At 62.3% G+C, this 17,404-nt stretch carries 11 protein-coding genes; 9 read left to right on the forward strand and 2 right to left on the reverse strand.

The window, feature by feature from the left end:
- The first annotated feature begins 100 nt into the window (after nt 1-100).
- From M5B43_RS14535 to M5B43_RS14560, 6 genes are all read left to right on the forward strand, one after another.
- Nucleotides 101-1,852, forward strand: coding sequence for a type I secretion system permease/ATPase (locus M5B43_RS14535; RefSeq protein ID WP_248750762.1), 1,752 nt, complete (start codon nt 101-103; stop codon nt 1,850-1,852).
- A complete protein-coding gene (locus M5B43_RS14540) occupies nt 1,849-3,162 on the forward strand; it encodes an HlyD family type I secretion periplasmic adaptor subunit (protein ID WP_248750763.1) in 1,314 nt (437 codons plus the stop codon). Before M5B43_RS14535 ends, M5B43_RS14540 begins: the two co-directional genes overlap by 4 nt.
- 2 nt (nt 3,163-3,164) lie before the next feature.
- Nucleotides 3,165-4,499: a TolC family outer membrane protein gene (locus M5B43_RS14545; protein ID WP_248750764.1), complete on the forward strand. Its 1,335-nt coding sequence runs from the start codon at nt 3,165-3,167 to the stop codon at nt 4,497-4,499.
- Between the two features lie 30 nt (nt 4,500-4,529).
- Nucleotides 4,530-7,487 (forward strand): autotransporter serine protease, encoded by a 2,958-nt coding sequence (locus M5B43_RS14550; RefSeq protein WP_248750765.1) that lies wholly within the window; start codon nt 4,530-4,532, stop codon nt 7,485-7,487.
- Nucleotides 7,488-7,666: 179 nt separating this feature from the next.
- Nucleotides 7,667-10,774 carry an autotransporter serine protease gene (locus M5B43_RS14555; protein ID WP_248750766.1) on the forward strand — a complete coding sequence of 1,036 codons (3,108 nt, stop codon included), beginning with the start codon at nt 7,667-7,669 and terminating at the stop codon, nt 10,772-10,774.
- 192 nt (nt 10,775-10,966) lie between these two features.
- Entirely contained in the window at nt 10,967-12,397 is a 1,431-nt protein-coding gene (locus M5B43_RS14560) for a lipase (protein WP_248750767.1), read from the forward strand.
- On the opposite strand, the gene M5B43_RS14565 is transcribed toward M5B43_RS14560, so the two are convergent.
- The gene (locus M5B43_RS14565; protein ID WP_248750768.1) at nt 12,398-12,676 is read right to left on the reverse strand and encodes a hypothetical protein; all 279 of its coding nucleotides are present in this window, start codon (nt 12,674-12,676) and stop codon (nt 12,398-12,400) included.
- A gap of 181 nt (nt 12,677-12,857) precedes the next feature.
- On the opposite strand from M5B43_RS14565, the gene M5B43_RS14570 reads away from it, so the two are divergent.
- Nucleotides 12,858-13,025: a hypothetical protein gene (locus M5B43_RS14570; RefSeq protein ID WP_248750769.1), complete on the forward strand. Its 168-nt coding sequence runs from the start codon at nt 12,858-12,860 to the stop codon at nt 13,023-13,025.
- A gap of 50 nt (nt 13,026-13,075) precedes the next feature.
- Here the strand turns inward: M5B43_RS14570 and M5B43_RS14575 are convergent, their stop codons facing one another.
- Nucleotides 13,076-13,300 carry a YgdI/YgdR family lipoprotein gene (locus M5B43_RS14575; protein WP_248750770.1) on the reverse strand — a complete coding sequence of 75 codons (225 nt, stop codon included), beginning with the start codon at nt 13,298-13,300 and terminating at the stop codon, nt 13,076-13,078.
- A gap of 188 nt (nt 13,301-13,488) precedes the next feature.
- Here M5B43_RS14575 and M5B43_RS14580 point away from each other — a divergent pair, with 188 nt between their 5' ends.
- Together M5B43_RS14580 and M5B43_RS14585 are read left to right on the forward strand one after the other, a co-directional pair.
- The gene (locus tag M5B43_RS14580; protein ID WP_248750771.1) at nt 13,489-15,135 is read left to right on the forward strand and encodes a VRR-NUC domain-containing protein; all 1,647 of its coding nucleotides are present in this window, start codon (nt 13,489-13,491) and stop codon (nt 15,133-15,135) included.
- Complete coding sequence (locus M5B43_RS14585) at nt 15,132-17,387, forward strand: ATP-dependent DNA helicase (protein WP_248750772.1); 2,256 nt, start codon at nt 15,132-15,134, stop codon at nt 17,385-17,387. The genes M5B43_RS14580 and M5B43_RS14585 overlap by 4 nt, the downstream gene beginning before the upstream one ends.
- The last annotated feature ends 17 nt before the right edge of the window (nt 17,388-17,404 follow it).

Here is a 17,404-nt window from a genome sequence, read left to right on the forward strand (position 1 = left end):
AAGTTATAAGCTTATCACTCGATTTTAATAGTTGGCCGTCCCTTATTTAAGGGGTAGGGCAACTATTGCGCGTCATTCGCTTCAGGGAAGATCAGACACTATGGCGACGTCCCATGCGGTTGCGCCCTTATTCAGGGCGTTGGGTGAATACAAGAACATTTTGATCAGCATTGGCTGCTTTACGGCATTGATTAACCTGCTGATGCTGGTGCCGTCGATTTACATGCTGCAAGTGTATGACCGTGTGTTGTCCTCCCAGAATGAAACCACCCTGGTGATGTTGACGCTGATGGTCGTGGGCTTCTTTGCCTTTATTGGCACGCTGGAAGTCGTGCGCAGTTTTATCGTGATCCGCATCGGTAGCCAGTTGGAGCGGCGTTTCAACTTGCGCGTCTACAAAGCCGCGTTTGAACGCAACCTGCAACGTGGCCAGGGGCACGCCGGGCAATCCCTGGGCGACCTGACCGTTATCCGCCAATTCATCACGGGGCCTGCGCTGTTCGCATTTTTCGACGCGCCGTGGTTCCCCATCTACCTGTTTGTGATTTTCCTGTTCAACGTGTGGCTCGGCGTGTTGGCCACGGCGGGAGCGGTGTTGCTGATTGCGCTGGCGTGCCTGAATGAATACCTGACCAAAAAGCCGCTGGGCGAGGCGGGCGCCTTTTCCCAGCAGTCGACCCAGCTGGCGACCAGCCATTTGCACAACGCCGAGACCATCCAGGCCATGGGCATGCTGGGGGCGTTGCGCAAACGCTGGTTTGCGGTGCATTCGCAATTTCTCGGCTACCAGAACAAGGCCAGCGATACCGGCTCGGTCATCACCTCCCTGAGCAAGTCCCTGCGCCTGTGCCTGCAATCGTTGGTGCTGGGCCTGGGGGCGTTCCTGGTGATCAAGGGCGAGATGACCGCCGGGATGATGATTGCCGGTTCCATCCTGATGGGCCGCGTGCTCAGCCCCATCGATCAGTTGATCGCCGTATGGAAACAGTGGAGTTCGGCCAAGCTCGCCTACCAGCGCCTCGACGGATTACTGCGTGAGTTCCCGCCGGAAGTCGAGCAGATGGCGTTGCCGGCGCCCAAGGGCCAGGTCAGCTTCGAGCAAGTCAGCGCAGGCCCGCCCGGGCGGCGCATGGCGACCCTGCATCAAGTCAGTTTCAACCTGGCTGCGGGCGAAGTGCTGGGGGTGCTCGGTGCGTCGGGCTCGGGTAAATCCACCCTGGCTCGCGTGCTGGTGGGGGTGTGGCCGACCCTGGCGGGCACGGTGCGCCTGGATGGCGCGGACATTCACCGCTGGGACCGCGACGACCTCGGCCCACACATTGGTTACCTGCCCCAGGACATCGAGCTGTTCAGCGGCAGTATTGCCGACAACATCGCGCGTTTTCGCGACGCCGACCCGCAGCTTGTGGTCCAGGCGGCGCAACAGGCCGGTGTGCACGAGATGATCCTGCGCCTGCCCCAGGGCTACGACACCGTATTGGGTGACAACGGCGGTGGCTTGTCCGGTGGCCAGAAACAACGCGTGGCGCTGGCCCGCGCACTCTACGGCGGGCCGCGCCTGATCGTGCTGGATGAGCCCAACTCCAACCTCGACACCGTCGGTGAAGCCGCGCTGGCCAGTGCCATCGTGCAGATGAAAGCCCAGGGCAGCAGCGTGGTGCTGGTCACCCATCGTTCCTCGGCGTTGGCCCAGGCAGACAAGTTGCTGGTGTTGGGTGAAGGCCATTTGCAGGCGTTCGGTCCGAGCCAGGAAGTGCTACGCGCCTTGTCGGGCCAGCAAGAAGCATCACGGGAAAAGGCCGGTGTGAGCCTTAGCCGTCAGTATCAAGCCGCAAGGAATCCAGGCGCATGAGCAGCCTTACTGTTGAACCTCGTTTCAAAGAGCGCGACGCCGGTTTTTTTGTAAAGATGGGCTGGTTGCTGACCCTGGTCGGCGCCGGTGGTTTTTTCCTCTGGGCCAGCCTGGCCCCGCTGGACCAAGGTATCCCGGTGCAAGGCACGGTGGTGGTCTCGGGCAAGCGCAAAGCCGTGCAAACCTTCAGCCCCGGCGTGGTCAGCCGCATCCTCGTGAAGGAGGGCGAGTTGGTCAAACAAGGCCAGCCATTGTTTCGCCTCGACCAGACCCAGAACCAGGCCGATGTGCAGTCGCTGCAAGCCCAGTACCGTATGGCCTGGGCCAGCGTGGCGCGCTGGCAGAGCGAGCGTGACAACCAAACCGCGATTACCTTCCCGCCTGAGCTGAGCGCCAATCCGGACCCGGCCCTGGCGTTGGTGCTCGAAGGCCAGCGCCAACTGTTCAGCAGCCGCCGGGAAGCCTTTGCCCGTGAGCAAGCCGGGATTCGCGCGAACATCGACGGTGCCACTTCCCAGTTGGGCGGCATGCGCCGTGCCCGCAGCGACCTGACCGCCCAGGCCCAGTCCCTGCGTGACCAACTGAGCAACCTGCAACCCCTGGCCGACAACGGCTACATCCCGCGTAACCGGCTGATGGAATACCAGCGCCAATTATCCCAAGTGCAACAGGACCTGGCGCAGAACGCTGGCGAAAGTGGTCGGGTGGAGCAGGGCATTCTTGAGTCGCGCCTCAAGTTGCAGCAGCACAGCGAGGAGTATCAAAAGGAAGTGCGCAGCCAATTGGCCGACGCGCAGCTGCGCAGCCTGACCCTGGAGCAGCAACTCACCTCCGCCGGTTTCGACTTGCAACACAGCGAGATCAACGCACCGGCCGACGGCATCGCGGTCAACCTCAGCGTGCACACCGAAGGCGCCGTGGTGCGTGCCGGTGAAACCCTGCTGGAGATCGTGCCTCAGGGCACACGCCTGGAAGTGGAAGGGCATTTGCCGGTGCATCTGGTGGACAAGGTCGGCACCCATTTGCCGGTCGATATCCTCTTTACCGCCTTCAACCAGAGCCGCACCCCGCGTGTCCCAGGGGAAGTGAGCCTGATTTCCGCCGACCAGATGCTCGATGAAAAAACCGGCGCGCCGTATTACGTGCTGCGCACCACCGTGAGTGAGGCCGCCCTGGAAAAACTCCACGGTCTGGTGATCAAGCCCGGTATGCCGGCCGAGATGTTCGTGCGCACCGGCGAGCGCTCGTTGCTCAATTACCTGTTCAAGCCGCTGCTCGATCGCGCCGGCTCCGCGTTGACTGAGGAATGAGCATGAAAGTGGTGTTCATCGCCTTGCTGTTCAGCTGTGCCGGCGCTCACGCCGCCATGGGCCCATTCGACGTCTACGAGCAGGCGCTACGCAACGACCCGGTGTTCTTAGGTGCCATCAAGGAGCGCGACGCCGGCCTGGAAAACCGCACCATCGGCCGCGCGGGCCTGTTGCCCCGGCTGTCCTACAACTACAACAAGGGCCGTAACAACTCCGAGGCACACTTGCCTGACGGGCGCGGCGGCAGTTATCGCGACGACCGCAACTACGACAGCTACGGCTCCACCTTCAGCCTGCAACAGCCGTTGTTCGACTACGAAGCCTATGCCAACTACCGCAAGGGCGTGGCCCAGGCGCTGTTTGCCGACGAAAGCTTTCGCGATAAAAGCCAGGCGTTGCTGGTACGGGTACTGAGCTATTACACCCAGGCGTTGTTTGCCCAGGACCAGATCGACATCGCCCGTGCCAAGAAGAAGGCATTCGAGCAGCAGTTCCAGCAGAACCAGCACCTGTTCCAGCAAGGCGAGGGCACCCGCACCGACATTCTGGAAGCCGAATCCCGCTATGAGCTGGCCACTGCCGAAGAGATCCAGGCATTGGACGAGCAGGACGCGTCACTGCGCGAGTTGGGCGCGTTGATCGGGGTGCAAAGCGTCAACATCAACGACCTGGCGCCGTTGAACCAGAGCTTCGCCGCGTTCACCCTGACGCCGGCCAACTACGACACCTGGCATGAATTGGCGATCAGCAATAACCCAACGCTGGCCTCCCAGCGCCAGGCCCTGGAAGTGGCGCGTTACGAAGTGGAGCGCAACCGTGCCGGGCATTTGCCGAAAATCACCGCGTACGCCAGTGCGCGCAAGCAGGAGTCCGACAGCGGCAACACCTACAACCAGCGCTACGACACCAACACGATTGGCGTCGAATTCAGCCTGCCGTTGTATGCCGGCGGCGGCGTTTCGGCTTCCACGCGCCAGGCCAGCCGCGCCATGGAGCAGGCCGAGTACGAGTTGGAAGGCAAGACCCGCGAAACCCTGATCGAACTGCGCCGCCAGTTCAGCGCCTGCCTGTCGGGCGTGAGCAAGCTGCGCGCGTATCAAAAAGCCCTGGTCTCCGCCGAAGCGCTGGTGGTGTCGACCAAGCAAAGCATCCTCGGCGGCGAGCGGGTCAACCTGGACGCATTGAATGCCGAGCAGCAGTTGTACAGCACGCGTCGCGACCTGGCCCAGGCGCGTTACGACTACCTGATGGCCTGGACCAAATTGCATTACTACGCGGGCAACTTGCGCGACACCGACCTGGCGACCGTCGATGAGGCCTTTGGCCCTGTGAAATGAGCACCCATAACAACAATAAGGAAGGTTTAGATGATCACCGATTCACCACGCTTCAAACCCTTCACCGCTGGCTCCTTGCTCCTGCTGTCCGTTGCGGCACAGGCGCAATACACCGAGACCGGCCAACCGGGTAACCCCGCCAGTTGGCGCTCTGCCGAATACCTGAGCGACTGGGGCCTGGACCGCATGAAAGCCAACCAAGCCTACGCCGCCGGGATCAGCGGCAGCGGGGTGAAAATTGGCGCACTGGACTCGGGGTTCGATCCCAACCACCCGGAAGCCTCCAAAGACCGTTTCCACGCCGTCACCGCCACCGGCACTTACGTCAATGGCAGCCCCTTCAGCACCACGGGTGCGCTCAACCCCAACAACGACTCCCACGGCACCCATGTCACCGGCACCATGGGCGCGGCCCGCGACGGTGTGGGCATGCACGGCGTGGCGTACAACGCGCAAGTCTACGTGGGCAACACCAACGCCAATGACAGCTTCCTGTTCGGCCCGACCCCGGACCCCAAGTATTTCAAGGCGGTGTACAGCGCGCTGGTGGGTTCGGGGGTGCGCGCCATCAACAACAGTTGGGGCAGCCAGCCCAAGGACGTCAGCTACCAGACCCTCGGCGACCTGCACGCGGCCTACGCCCAGCATTACAACCAGGGCACCTGGCTCGACGCAGCGGCGGATGTGGCCAAGGCCGGTGTGATCAACGTGTTCAGCGCCGGCAACAGCGGCTATGCCAACGCCAGCGTGCGCTCGGCCTTGCCGTATTTCCAGCCGGAGCTGGAAGGCCACTGGCTGGCGGTGTCGGGGTTGGATAAAGCCAATAACCAGAAATACAACCAGTGTGGGATCGCCAAGTATTGGTGCATTTCCACGCCGGGGGCGCTGATCAACAGCACCATTCCCGAGGGCGGCTATGGCGTGAAATCCGGCACTTCGATGTCGGCCCCCCACGCCACGGGCGCACTCGCACTGGTGATGGAGCGCTACCCGTACATGACCAATGCGCAGGCGCTGCAGGTGCTGTTGACCACCGCCACGCAACTCGACGGCTCCATCACCCAGGCGCCCACTACCACTGTGGGTTGGGGCGTGCCGGACCTGGGCCGGGCGATGCATGGGCCTGGGCAATTGCTCGGCCCGATGGACGTGAACCTGGCGGCCGGGCAGGGGGATGTGTGGAGCAACGGCATCTCTGATCAGGCGTTGATCCAGCGCCAGGCCGAGGACCGCGCCGAGCATCTTGCCTGGCAGCAAACCTTGATCGACAAGGGCTGGCAAAACGGTGTGGGTGCCAATGCCAGCCAGCAGGACCAAACCGACTACGCCATCGGCCATGCGCGCGACCAAGCTGCAGCCAACCGTGTGTACGAGGGCAGCCTGATCAAATCGGGCGTCGGTCATCTGGTACTCAGTGGCGACAATACCTATCGCGGTGCGACCACCGTCAACGGTGGCCTGCTGACGGTCAATGGTTCGCTGGCCTCGGCAGTGACCGTGAACGACAGCGCCACCCTCGGGGGCTCCGGGCGTATCGCCGCGCTGTCGGTGAACAGCGGCGGCGCGGTGGCGCCAGGCAACTCCGTGGGCACCTTGCAGGTGGCGGGCGATGTCAACCTGGGCGTCGGTTCCACCTATGCCGTAGAGCTGACGCCCACCCGCAGTGATCGCATCGTCGCCGGGGGGCGGGCGCTATTGGGCGGCGGCAATGTGACCCTGGCCTTGGAGAACAGCCCGACGCTGCTCAGCCAGAGCCAGGTACAAAGCCTGATCGGCCGTCAATACAGCATTCTCCAGGCGGCGGGCGGCATCCAGGGGCAGTTTGGGCAAGTGTTGCCCGACTACCTGTTCCTCGGCGGTACGCTCGACTACGCCGCCAATAACGTGCAGCTCAACGTCGGGCGCAATAACGCCAGTTTCGCCAGCGTCGGCGCTACCCGTAACCAGCGCGCCGTGGCGGCCGCCGCCGAGCAATTGGGCGCCGGCAACCCGGTGTATGAAAGCGTGCTGCTGTCGGACTCGGTGGCCACTGCGCAACAGGGCTTGCAGCAACTGTCCGGGGAAATCTACCCGGCCGTGGGTGCGATGCTGATCAACGACAGCCTGCAATTGCGCGATGCGGTGGGCGAGCGCTTGCGGCATGTGCCGGTGGCCGGTGAAAGCAACCTCTGGCTCAAGGCCCTCGGTGCCTGGGGCAAGACCGACAGTCGCAGCGAAACGGCAGGCGCCACCACCTCGATCGGCGGCTTGCTGGCCGGTGTCGATGGGGCGCTGGACGAACAGACCCGCATTGGTGTGGTCGCCGGCTACAGCGACAGTTCGCTGAACCTGGGCAGCGGCACGCACGCGTCGGCGTCCATCGACAGTTACCACTTCGGCGCCTATGCGGGGCGTGAACTGGGTGACTGGCGCGTCAGCGTCGGCGGCGCCTACAGCTGGCATCGTGGCGATGTGAAACGTGACCTGCAATACGGCGACGTCAGTGGCAAACAAAAAACCAAGCTGGAGGCGCGCACGGCCCAGCTGTTCACCGAAGCCGCGTACCGCATTCACCTGCAACCGCTGGCGCTTGAGCCGTTTGCCAACCTGGCCTACGTGCACCTGGACAGTGATTCATTCCACGAAAAAGGCGATGCAGCAGCCCTTGAGCGCGGCAGCGATCGTCGCGATGCGGTGCTCAGTACCCTCGGTGTGCGTGCGCTGAAAACCCTTCCACTCAATGACCACCAGCAACTGGCGCTTTCCGGTTCGTTGGGCTGGCAACACAGCCTGACAGCGGTCGAATCCGAGGAGCATTTGGCGTTTGTCGCAGGCGGGCCTTCATTTGCCGTGCGCAGTGCGCCGTTGTTGCGCGATGCCGCGTTGGTCGGTGTGCAGGCCAGCCTGGCACTGAGCCCGACCACGCGGGTCAACCTCGATTACAACGGCCAATTGGGTGGCCGTGAGAAAACCCAGGGGGTGGGGCTGAGCCTCAACTGGCAGTTCTAAGTACACCGCAGACTCAAAATGTGGGAGGGGGCTTGCTCCCGATGGCGAATTTTCAGTCGCCAGATGTAGCGACGGGTACACCACCATCGGGAGCAAGCCCTCTCCCACAGTTGATCGAGGGTGTTTGGCAGAAATCGGATTTCCAAAGAAGTGCAATAAGAAAACTAAGGAAGGTCACCGTGAAAAAACGCAAGTCAGGGTTAACTACCGCCACCCACACCGGCCCGGGCTACCCGCTCAAGGCGTTGAGCTGCGTGCCATACGGCGCGTTGCTGTGCTGCCTGGCAAGCCTGGGAACCGCCCAGGCCGCACCCTATGTGGAAACCGGCAAGCTGGGCGACGCCGCCAGTTGGCGCAGCAATGAGTTCAAGGCCGACTGGGGCCTGGGCGCCGTGAATGCCGACACCGCGTATGCCGCCGGCTACACCGGCAAGGGCGTCAAGCTGGGGATCTTCGACCAGCCGGTGTACGCCCAGCATCCGGAATTCGACAGCCCTAACAAGGTGGTGACGATCGTCACCGAGGGCATTCGCCAATACACCGACCCGTATATCCCGGTGAAGGCCGGCGATGCGTTCCGTTACGACGGTACGCCGTCCAAGGACTCCAACGGCAAGCTGGGTAACCACGGCACCCACGTCGGCGGGATTGCCGCCGGTAACCGCGATGGCGGGCCGATGCATGGGGTGGCGTTCAATGCGCAGATCATCAGTGCCGAAAACGGCGACCCGGGCCCCGAAGACGGGATCATCCTCGGCAACGACGGCGCGGTGTACAAAGCGGGCTGGGATGGCCTGGTCGCCAGTGGCGCGCGCATCATCAACAATAGCTGGGGCATCGGCATCGGTGACCTATACGCCAAGGGCGGCCGCGATCCGGCGTACCCGAACTTCACGGTCAATGAAGCGCAGGCGCAGTTCAATCACATTCGGCCGATCCTCGGTACCCTGGCCGGCGGCGCTTACCAAGGCGCCATCGACGCGGCCCGCAGCGGTGTGCTGACCATCTTCGCGGCAGGTAACGACTACAACCGCAACAACCCGGACGCGATGTCGGGGCTGGCGTACTTTGTGCCGGAAATTGCGCCGAACTGGCTGTCGGTTGCGGCCTTGCAGCAAAACCCGGATACCACCAGCACCGTCCCCTACGTGATCAGTACATTCTCGTCACGCTGCGGCTATGCGGCGAGCTTTTGCGTGTCGGCGCCCGGCACCAAGATCTACAGCTCGATCATCAACGGCACCAGCCTGGAAAACCTCACCACCGACTGGGCCAACAAAAATGGCACCTCCATGGCTGCGCCCCATGTGGCCGGCAGTGCGGCGGTGCTGATGGAGCGCTTCCCGTACATGAGCGGTGAACAGATCTCCACCGTGCTGAAAACCACCGCCACAGACCTTGGCGCACCGGGCATCGATTCGCTGTATGGCTGGGGCATGATCAACCTGGGCAAGGCGGTCAATGGGCCAGGCATGTTCATCACCGCCGAGGATATACCGGCTGAGTTTCGCATTGACGGCGCCTATGGCAGCGGCCAGTTTGTCGCCGACCTGCCCGGGGTTGGCGCGCTGGTGGACGCCGGCAAACCCACTCAACGGCTGTGCAACGATGTGCATTGCGGCCGAGAGGTATGGAGCAACGATATTTCGGGGCATGGCGGCCTGACCAAGCAGGGCATCGGTACCCTGGTACTGACCGGCACCAATACCTACAGCGGCCCGACCCTGGTCAACCAAGGCTTGTTGGCCATCAACGGTTCGCTCACCTCTGATGTGACCGTCAGCCAGGGCGGTATCGTCGGTGGCTCGGGGCAGATCGGTTCGCTGATGGCGAGCAGCGGCGGCACGGTGGCGCCGGGTAACTCCATCGGTACGCTGAACGTGGCCGGCAATGTCACCTTTGGCCCGGGCTCGACCTACGCGGTGGAACTGTCACCGACCAGCAGCGACCGGATCGTCGCCGGCGGTACCGCCACACTCAGCGGCGGCACCGTGACACTGGCCTTGGAAAACAGCCCGACGTTGTTGAGCGTGACCCAGGCCGAAAGCCTGGTGGGGCGCCAATACAACATCCTGCAAGCCGCAGGCGGTGTCACCGGCAGCTTCGGTTCGGTCTTGCCTGACTACCTGTTTATCGGTGGCACGCTGAACTACGCGGCTACGGGGGTGCAGTTGGCGGTGGCGCGCACCAACAGCTTCGCCAGTGTCGCGGTCACGCCCAACCAACGGGCGGTGGCTGCGGCCGCCGAGCAACTGGGCGCGGGCAATGGTGTGTATGAAAGCCTGCTGCTGGCGCCGACTGCGGCCTCGGCCCAAGGTGCGTTCCAACAGCTGAGCGGGGAAATCTACCCAGCGCTGGAGAGCGCATTGGTCAACGACAGCCGCTACGTCCGCGAAGCCGTGGGCGAGCGCCTGCGCAGTGGCGAGATGGGCGCCAGCAGCCAGACCCTCGACAGCCGTGGCAACGTGTGGGTCAAGGCACTGGGCGCGTGGGGCAAGACCGACAACCGCAGCGACACGGCCGGCTACACCACCTCCATCGGCGGCCTGCTCGCCGGTGTGGATGGGGCGCTGGACGACGCCACGCGCATCGGCCTGGTGGCCGGCTACAGCGACACCTCGTTGAACATGGGCAATGACACCCATAGCCGTGCTTCGGTCGACAGCTACCACTTCGGCGCCTACGCCGGGCATGAAATCGGCGCGTTGCGCTTGAGCGGCGGTGCGACCTACAGCTGGCACCGTGCCGATGTGACGCGCGACCTGCAATACGGCGCTGTCAGCGGTAAGCAAAAAGCCAAGGTCGATGCTACCAGCACACAGGTGTTCACCGAGGCGGCGTATCGCGTCAACCTGCAACCCTTGGCCCTGGAGCCGTTCGCCAACCTGGCCTACGTGCACCTGGACACCGACGGCTTCACCGAGAAGGGCGACGCCGCGGCGTTGAAAAGCCATGACGACAGTCGCGACCTGGTGCTCAGTACCTTGGGTATGCGCGCCCTCAAGACCTTCAACGTGAATGACCACCAGCAATTGGAAGTGTCCGGCACCTTGGGCTGGCAGCACAACCTGAGCAGCACCGACTCCAAGCAGCACCTGGCGTTTGCCTCCGGTGGCCCATCGTTTACGGTGGAAAGTGCGCCGATGGTGCGTGATGCCGCGTTGGTCGGGGCGCGTGTCAGCCTGGCGCTGAGCAAGGATGCGCGAGTGAATTTCGACTACAACGGCCTGCTGGCCAGCAAGGAGAACGTGCACGGCGTCGGCCTGAGTCTCGACTGGGCCTTCTAAAGGAAAAGGTGCGGTGGGTTGGGGCGAGGGCGCTTGCTCGCGCTGGAGTGCGAAGCGCTCCCGTTTTTTAAGGGCGGCTTCGCCCCCCAACGCAAGCAAGCTTGCTCGCCACAAGCCGCTCGCGCCTTGTAGGTAATGGATAACACGCGTTTTAGCTATCTCGACAACTCCAACAACAGAGAGGCATTACCAATGGGTATTTTTGACTATAAAAACCTCGGTACCGAGGGCTCCAAAACGTTGTTCGCCGATGCCATGGCGATCACGTTGTATGCCTACCACAACCTGGACAACGGTTTTGCCGTGGGTTACCAGCACAACGGCCTGGGCCTCGGGTTGCCGGCCACGCTGGTGGGGGCCTTACTGGGCAGTACCGATTCCCAAGGGGTGATTCCCGGTATTCCATGGAACCCCGACTCGGAAAAAGCCGCCCTCGACGCGGTGCACAAAGCCGGTTGGACGCCCATCAGCGCCAGTACCCTGGGCTACACGGGCAAGGTGGATGCACGCGGCACGTTCTTTGGTGAAAAGGCCGGCTACACCTCGGCGCAGGTCGAGGTGCTGGGCAAATACGATGATGCCGGCAAGTTAGTCGAAATCGGCATCGGTTTTCGCGGGACCTCGGGGCCTCGGGAAAGCGTGATCAGTGACACCTTCGGCGATGTGATCAGTGACTTGCTCGCCGCCTTCGGTCCCAAGGACTACGCAAAGAATTACGCCGGCGAAGCCTTTGGCAACCTGCTCGAGAACGTCGCCGACTATGCCGGCGCCCATGGCCTGAGCGGCAAGGATGTACTGGTCAGCGGCCACAGCCTGGGCGGGCTGGCGGTCAACAGCATGGCCGACCTGAGCCCCAATAAGTGGTCGGGGTTCTACCAGGATTCCAACTACGTGGCCTACGCCTCGCCCACCCAAAGCGCTGGCGACAAGGTGCTGAACGTCGGCTATGAAAACGACCCGGTGTTCCGCGCGCTGGATGGCTCGTCGTTCAACCTGTCGTCCCTGGGCGTGCACGACAAACCCCATGAATCGACCACCGACAATATCGTCAGCTTCAACGACCATTACGCATCAACGCTGTGGAATGTACTGCCGTTTTCCATCGTCAACCTGTCGACCTGGGTCTCGCATTTGCCGACAGGGTATGGCGACGGCATGACGCGCGTCCTCGAGTCCGGTTTCTACGACCAGATGACCCGCGACTCCACGGTGATCGTCGCCAACCTGTCCGACCCGGCGCGAGCCAACACCTGGGTGCAAGACCTCAACCGCAATGCCGAGGCCCACAAGGGCAACACTTTCATCATCGGCAGCGACGGCAACGACCTGATCCAGGGCGGCAAAGGTGCGGACTTTATCGAAGGCGGCAAGGGCAATGACACGATTCGCGACAACAGCGGGCATAACACCTTTCTGTTCAGCGGCCACTTTGGCAACGATCGCGTGATTGGCTACCAAGCCACCGACAAGCTGGTGTTCCAGGACGTGGCGGGGAGCACCGACCTGCGTGACCATGCCAAGGTGGTCGGCGCCGATACGGTGCTCACGTTCGGCGCCGACTCGGTGACGCTGGTGGGCGTCGGGCAGGCTGGCCTGTGGGCCGACGGCGTGACCATCGGCTGATCAACGCCAATGCTGCTCCCGCCAGCCGCCACCCCAGTGTGGCCGGTGGGGGTAGCCATAGCCGTAGCCGTAGCGGTGATAGTGATGGGGGTAGTCGTAAGGCCGTGGGCCGTAACCCCAATGCCCGTAATAGATCGGTGGCGCAGGGGCTTGCACCACGATCACCCGGGGCGGCTGGCGAATGATGAGGGTATCGGCAAACGCCGGAGCGCTGGCCAGGGCCGCCAAGGCCAGGGGGATGAGCAAAACAGCGCGTAGCGTTCGGGACATGAGGGCCATGGCCGTCGTTCCTCCGTTCTACCGCCTTCGAAGATGAAGGTGGCTTATCGGTTAAACGCAGGGCCGGGGAAAATCCTTCGGTCAATAAATCTTTAACTTCAGCCGGCGACGGATAGCGCCGTTCACACACGTTCAACGGTTAACGGCGAGCTTTTTCGCCGGTTGCGTGGGAGAACCGAGCATGTCCCGACTTCGATTGCTGCTAGGCGCCTTGGTCCTGCTGGGGTTAGGCGGGTGTGCGGTGTATCCGGCCTATCCGGGCCCATGCTGCTACCGCCCGTACTACCACTCGTACTATTACCATCCCTACGATCGCCCGTATTACCACCACCCGTACTACCGGTATTGAGCGGGTGTGGCCATTAACAAAAAGCCCCGGTTTGCGGGGCTTTTTGGTTTTCACTTCTCTTGGCGTACCGTCGCCACATCCGCGGCCTTGACGCGTACGTGCTTGCCGGCGATATCGGTGAACTCGTAGAAGCCGTCGGCTGTCTTGGTATTAGGGATGTCCTTGGTCAAATACTGCGTGCCATTTTGCAATGTCACCACGGTTTGCGTCGCGCAACCGGCCAATAGCAGAAAAGTGAGTGCAACCAGCGGAAGACCCAAATTCTTCATGTTCATAACCCTTACCTTTAACCCTGAAAAATCCCGCCGCCCAAGGCCGCAGGCCACAAATGTTACGCGATCAACTCCCTCATCTGATCGCTTTTTTGCAAAAAGTTGCAGGGGCCATTTATCTATTACCGATTGCAACAACCGGTTTACGGCGGCACTCTGTATGCATAACCAGTATTTGATCTGTGCACGCCATGGCCAATTCCCTCGACGACCCCTTGTATTACCTGCATAACTTCCGCCAAGTGTTGCTTTGGCTGGGGCAGCGTTATACCGATTTGCTCGATTCGCACGAACAGCACTTTATTCAGCAATTTGACAGCTTGCCGCAGGCATCCCAGGCGCTGTTGGTGCGAATGGTGATGCGCAAGGGCGTGCATTTTCGTGCGGGCAAGCTCAATTACCCGGAGATCGGCTGCACCCAAGCGGCCATCGAGCCCCTGCTGCAACTGGATTGGGTGAGTGATCAAGCCCTGCTGGGGTTTACCGAACTGTTTGGGTTGCTGCAAAAAGGCGAAATCCTCACCGCCTTCACGCCCTGGATCGACCAGCCCAAAGGCAATAAGGCTGACTGGCTTGAGCCATTGGCCGCGCAGTTCACCGAAACCCGCTGCTTTGCCCAGTGGTGCCCCGAGGTGGACGATCGGCTTTATAGCCTCACGATCATGGACCTGTGTGATCGATTGCGCTTGATGTTCTTCGGCAACTTGCACCAGGACTGGTCGGAGTTCGTGCTGGCCGACCTTGGTATCTACACCTATGAAAAAGTCGAGTTCTGTGCCGAGTCCCGTGGCCTGCGTACCCGCGACGACGTGCAGGTTTTTTTGTTCCTGCACCAGTGCCAGCAAGCCTTTGAAGCGGGCGAGGCAGTGGACAGCGTGCTGGCGCAGATCGCCACGCTTTACACCGATAACCCCTGGCTGGAAAAACGCCGCGCCAAGTTACTGTTCCAGATCGGCCAGTATTGCGAACGTTGCGCCGAGCTGGTGCTGGCCGAACAGATCTACCGTACCTGCGCCTATCCCGGCGCGCGTGCGCGGTTGATCCGCGTATTGGAGCGCCAGGAGGACTACGCGCAAGCCATGGCCCTGGCAACCACTGCCCAGCTGGCCCCGCAAAGCGCTGCCGAACATCAACACCTGCTGCGGGTGCTGCCGCGTCTGCGGCGCAAACTGGGTGAGCCGGCGCTGCCCAAGGCCAAGCCGCAAGCCGTTACGCGCCTGGACCTGGCCTTGGTCCCGGAACCGCTGATGTCGGTGGAGCTTTGCGTCCAGGCCCATCTGAGCGCGCCGGATGCGCCGGTGCATTACGTCGAAAATGGCCTGATCAACTCACTGTTCGGCCTGCTGTGCTGGGAGGCGATTTTCGCGCCGCTGCCGGGCTCGTTCTTCCACCCATTCCAGCGTGGGCCGGCAGACCTGCACAGCGAAGATTTTCATCAACGCCGTGCAGCGTTGTTTGCTGCGTGCTTCGAGCAACTGGGGGATGAACGCTACAAGACCACCATCCGCCAGCGCTACGTGGACAAATGGGGCATCCAATCGCCGTTCGTGTTCTGGAACCTGCTCAGCGAAGAGCTGCTGGAACAAGCCTTGGCCTGCCTGCCCGCCGAGCACTTGCGCCATTGGTTTGAACGGCTGCTGCTGGATATCCGCGCCAACCGCGCCGGCATGCCGGACCTGATCCAGTTCTGGCCCGCGCAAAACACCTACCGCATGATCGAAGTCAAAGGCCCCGGCGACCGCCTGCAAGACAACCAACTGCGCTGGCTGGCGTTCTGCGGCGAGCACCAGATGCCGGTGACCGTCTGCTATGTGCGTTGGGCGGAGCAACCGGCTTGAGTTACAACGTGGCCGTGCGGGCACTGTGTGAGTTCACCGCCAAGGTCGGTGACCTTGACCTGCGTTTTACCCCATCCCCCAGTGCCCAGGAAGGTATCGTCGGCCACCGTACGGTCGCCTCTCGTCGCAGTGCGCACTACCAGCATGAAGTGGCCCTGGAAGGCGACTACCAGCAGCTCAAGGTGCGGGGCAGGGCGGATGGCTACGACCCCGACGCCAACCGTCTCGAAGAAGTGAAGACCTACCGTGGCGACCTGGCTGCCCAGCCTGCCAACCACCGGCAACTGCATTGGGCCCAGGTCAAGGTGTATGGCTGGCTGATGTGCCGCAAGCTTGGCCTGCAAGAGATCGACCTGGCGCTGGTGTACTTCGATATTGTCGGTGAAGGCGAGACGCCGCTGAGCCAGCGCTTCAACGCGGCCGACCTCGAACGCTTCTTCAATCAGCAATGTGCCTTGTTCCTCGACTGGGCTCACCAGGAAATGCAGCACCGCGCGGCGCGCAACCACGCCGCAGGCGCGCTCACGTTTCCCCATGCCGACTTCCGCACCGGCCAGCGTGCATTGGCCGAGACCGTCTACAAGGCCGTCAGTACCGGCCGTTGCCTGATGGCCCAGGCGCCCACCGGTATCGGTAAAACGGTCGGTACGATCTTCCCGATGCTCAAGGCCCTGGCGCCCCAGCAACTGGACAAAGTGTTCTTCCTCACCGCCAAGACCCCGGGTCGCCAATTGGCGTTGGACGCCGCCCAAGTGCTGTATGACAGCCATCCCGAGCTGCCGCTGCGGGTATTGGAGCTGGTGGCGCGGGACAAGGCTTGCGAGCATCCGGACAACGCCTGTCATGGCGATTCGTGCCCATTGGCCAAAGGTTTTTACGACCGACTGCCCGCCGCGCGCCAGGCGGCGTCCACGGTGCGCCTGCTCGATCAACGCAACCTGCGGGAAGTGGCTTTGGCCCATGACGTGTGCCCGTATTACCTGAGCCAGGAAATGGCGCGCTGGGCCGACCTGGTCGTTGCCGACTACAACTACTATTTCGACTTTGGCGCCATGCTGTTCGGCCTGGCCCAGCTCAACCAATGGCGCGCAGCCGTGCTGGTGGACGAGGCCCACAACCTGGTGGAGCGCGCGCGCTCGATGTACAGCGCCAGCCTCGATCAATACAGCCTCAAGACCTTGCGCGACACCGCGCCCGATGCGTTGAAAAAGCCGTTGCAGCGCCTGAACCGTGAGTGGAATGCCCTGCACAAGGACCAGATCGCGCCGTACCAGGCCTATGCCGCGCGCCCGGAAAAACTGCTCCTGGCCCTGAGCTTGTGCACCAGCGCCCTGGGCGACTACTTCAACGACCACCCCGAATCCCTCGCCGGTGACCTGCAAGCCTTCTATTTCGATGCGCTGCAATTTGCCAAAGTGGCGGAGCTGTTCAACGAGCATTTCATTTTCGATATCAGCAAGCGGCAGTCCAGTGGCAAACGCAGTGCATCCACCTTGTGCCTGCGCAACGTGGTGCCGGCTGAGTTCATTCGCCCCAGGCTGACGGCGGCCCGCAGCAGCGTGCTGTTTTCCGCGACCCTGAGCCCGCGTCACTATTACGCCGACTTGCTGGGGCTGCCGACGGATACCGCGTGGATCGATGTGCAATCGCCGTTCAAGGCCGAGCAACTGCAGGTGCGCATCCTCGACGCGATCTCCACGCGCTTCGTGCATCGCCAAGCCTCGCTGGAACCCATCGTCGAGGTGATCGCCCAGCAGTTCGCCGCGCAACCGGGCAACTACCTGGCGTTTTTTTCAAGCTTCGACTACCTGCAACAGGTCGCACAATTAATGGCCCAGCGGCACCCGCAAATTGCGTTGTGGCTGCAATCACGCGGCATGGCCGAGGCCGAGCGGCAAGCGTTTCTGGACCAGTTCACCCCACACAGCCAGGGCGTTGGCTTTGCGGTCCTGGGCGGTGCGTTTGGCGAAGGCATCGACTTGCCGGGCGCGCGCTTGATCGGGGCATTTATCGCCACATTGGGGTTGCCGCAGCTGAACCCGATCAACGAGCAAATGAAAGTGCGCATGGGGTCGATCTTCGGAGCCGGGTATGACTACACCTACCTGTACCCCGGCCTTCAGAAAGTGGTGCAGGCGGCCGGAAGGGTGATCCGCAGCCAGCAGGACCGGGGCGTGGTGATGTTGATTGACGACCGGTTTGGCGAGGCGCGGGTGCGGCAGTTGTTGCCGCGATGGTGGGCCGTTCATTAGACGCACGGGGAAAGTAC

It is taken from the genome of Pseudomonas sp. MWU15-20650, from assembly GCF_023242475.1.
GTDB lineage: Bacteria > Pseudomonadota > Gammaproteobacteria > Pseudomonadales > Pseudomonadaceae > Aquipseudomonas.